General features: G+C 67.7%; 3 protein-coding genes. 2 read left to right on the top strand and 1 reads right to left on the bottom strand.

What is annotated here, in order from left to right; genetic code table 11:
* Both EOD07_RS29095 and nhaA read left to right on the top strand, forming a co-directional pair.
* Nucleotides 1–286: helix-turn-helix domain-containing protein (locus EOD07_RS29095; protein WP_281059091.1), on the top strand; the 286-nt coding region annotated here is incomplete at its 5' end.
* A 307-nt stretch (nt 287–593) separates the two neighbouring features.
* Nucleotides 594–1,784: a Na+/H+ antiporter NhaA gene (gene nhaA, locus EOD07_RS29090; RefSeq protein ID WP_127237801.1), complete on the top strand. Its 1,191-nt coding sequence runs from the start codon at nt 594–596 to the stop codon at nt 1,782–1,784.
* On the opposite strand, the gene EOD07_RS29085 is transcribed toward nhaA, so the two are convergent.
* Nucleotides 1,781–2,833 carry an RNA polymerase subunit sigma-70 gene (locus EOD07_RS29085; protein WP_127237800.1) on the bottom strand — a complete coding sequence of 351 codons (1,053 nt, stop codon included), beginning with the start codon at nt 2,831–2,833 and terminating at the stop codon, nt 1,781–1,783. The genes nhaA and EOD07_RS29085 overlap by 4 nt on opposite strands.
* Between the last annotated feature and the right edge of the window lie 76 nt (nt 2,834–2,909).

Below are 2,909 nucleotides of genomic sequence, written 5' to 3'. Positions count from 1 at the left end.
GACCGGCTACGGCAATATCGCCACCGCGGTGACGGCGGTGAAGCTCGGCGCCGTCGACTACCTCTCGAAGCCCGCCGATGCCGACGACGTCTTCGCCGCGCTCACCCGCACCTCCGGCGAGCGCGCCGCGCCGCCGGAAAATCCGATGTCGGCCGACCGCGTGCGCTGGGAGCACATCCAGCGCGTCTACGAAATGTGCGACCGCAACGTGTCCGAGACGGCGCGCCGCCTGAACATGCACCGCCGCACGCTGCAGCGGATCCTCGCAAAGCGGGCACCGCGCTAACCAGCGTCGTCATCCTAGGGCGAAGCACGAGCGAAGCTCCGTCGCGAAGACCCTAGGATCCATTCCGTGACCCTGGCCGAAGAACGCGGCGGAGCAGAATTCTGCACCGTTAGCATTGTTCCGATGTAACGGAATGGATCCTCGCGCTGCGTCGCTTCGCTCCTTGCTTCGCCCGTGGATGACGAAGGGACGGGCGTTTCAACCAATTTTCGAAGCATGCGCTGCCATGTAACTTGTAAGCCTTGCATCGCCATTGACGCTGCGCATCATTAGGTTCTCGGCCGACAGGCTGGGTTACGGAGGCACCATGCAAGACGAACGGCCGAAATCGATCCTGCGCGAGTTCCTCGACGGCGAGGCCGCCGGCGGCATCATCCTGATGGTGGCCGCGGCCCTTGCGCTGATCGTCGCCAACTCGCCTTTGGCCGAGACCTATTTCGCCGTCCTGCACGCCTATCTCGGGCCGCTCAGCGTCTCGCACTGGATCAATGACGGGCTGATGGCGGTGTTCTTCCTGCTGGTCGGGCTGGAGATCAAGCGCGAGATGCTGGACGGGCAGCTCTCGACCTGGCCGCGCCGCATGCTGCCGGGCATCGCCGCCGCCGGCGGCATGGCGGTGCCGGCGCTGGTCTATGTCCTGATCAACCGCGACAATCAGGCGGCGCTCTCCGGCTGGGCGATCCCCACCGCCACCGACATCGCCTTTGCGCTCGGCGTGCTCTCGCTGCTCGGCAGCCGCGTGCCAGCCTCGCTGAAGGTCTTCCTCACCGCTCTGGCCATCATCGACGATCTCGGCGCCGTCGTCATCATCGCGCTGTTCTACACCAGCGGCCTGTCGTTCGCCTATCTGGCCGCCGCCTTCGTCGTCATTGCCTTGCTCGTCCTGCTCAACCGCATGCGGGCCATGAAACTCTGGCCGTATCTTCTGCTTGGCCTCGTCTTGTGGGTGCTGGTGCTGAAATCGGGCGTGCATGCCACGTTGGCCGGCGTCGCGCTGGCGCTCACCATCCCGCTGGAGCGTTCTCCCGGCATCAGCCACGATACGGAACATTCGCCGCTGCACCGGCTGGAGCACGGCCTGCACAAGCTCGTGCCCTTCATCGTCATCCCGATCTTCGGCTTTGCCAATGCCGGGGTCTCGCTCGGCGGCCTGAGCCTTGCAGCCCTTGTCGAGCCGCTGACGCTGGGCGTCGCCGCCGGCCTGGTCGTCGGCAAGCTGGTCGGCGTTTTCGGCTCCTCGGCGCTGGCCATCCGCTTCGGCCTCGCCGACCTGCCGGTCAATGCCGGCTGGCTGCATATGCTGGGCATCTCGCTGCTGTGCGGCATCGGCTTCACCATGAGCCTGTTCATCGGCCTGCTCGCCTTCGCTGCCGACCCGGCGCTCCAGGATGCGGTGAAGGTCGGTATCCTCGCCGGCTCGCTTGTCGCCGCGCTGCTGGGCGCCGCCGTGCTGCTGACGGCGCCTGCGGCCGGCGGGGCGGAAGAGGACGTGGACTAACCCTTCGAGGCAACTGGCTCCGGCGGCAGGCCGAAGGCCGCGAACAAGGCGGGGCCGAGCGGCGGGACATAGATCGTCAGCGCGGCGATTCTGTCGCCGGCCGGTTCGATCACATGCAGCGAATGCGGCCGCCACACGCAATCCTGGCGGCTGAGCGCGTAGACGCCCACGGCCGGCTGGGCGTTGGCGCCGATGGCCACCGCTCGATAGCCGGCGAAATTGCCCCATACGCTCCCGAGGAAGGCGCCGATCGCCTGATGCCCGCGGTACCATTCCCGCCATGGCGGCATGTGATAGACGGCGTCCTCGCGCAGCAGCGCGACGAGTCCCTCGAGATTGTCGGCCTGCCAGGCCTCCATATAGCGTTCGAGTAGCAGGCCTTCGTCCGAACCGGGCTCTGATCGCTGCGGCGGGCTGCTTTGCGTATGGTGCCCGCCCAGCGTCGCACGGGCCCGCTGCAAGGCGCTGTTGATCGAGGCTGTGGTTCCGCCGAGCAACTGCGCGGTCTCGATGGCGGACCATCCGAGCACATCGCAAAGCAGCAAGGCCGCGCGTTGCCTCGGCGGCAACAACTGGATCGCTGCCACGAAAGCGAGCCTCACGGCCTCGCGGGCCTCGTAGCGCGCTTCCGGACCGGGCCTGTCGTCGGCAATGTCCGGGAGCTCCACGTCCGGATATGGATCCAGCCAGGCGAGCTCCGCGGTCGGGCCACCGGTCGCGCCTCCCTCGGAAGGCGGCCGTCCAGGCAGCCCGAGGATGCGCCCAGCCGACGACCGTGCCTTGATCGCGTTGAGGCAGCTCTTGGTGGCGATCGCGTAAAGCCAGCCGCGCGCCGAGCCGCGCCCGTCGAATTGCGAGCGCGCGCGCCAGGCCTTCAGGAACGTCTCCTGGACGAGATCGTCCGCCTCGTTGAGCGAGCCCATCATCCGGTAGCAATGCAGCTTGAGCGCGCGGCGGTGGGCGACGGTCAGGCGCTCGAAGGCCAGCCGGTCGAGGACCGGCTGGCCCGTCCGGCCTAAAGGCTCGATAGGGCCGGAAGCATCAGTCATGGGAAGCCCCGGGGCGCTGAATCCGACCCGCATCCTGCGCGCCTCATGCCGCCGCCGCAAGGCCGCTGCCGCTTAC

The organism is Mesorhizobium sp. M2C.T.Ca.TU.002.02.1.1 (genome assembly GCF_003997225.1).
This window is presented reverse-complemented; position numbering and strand designations above follow the sequence as displayed.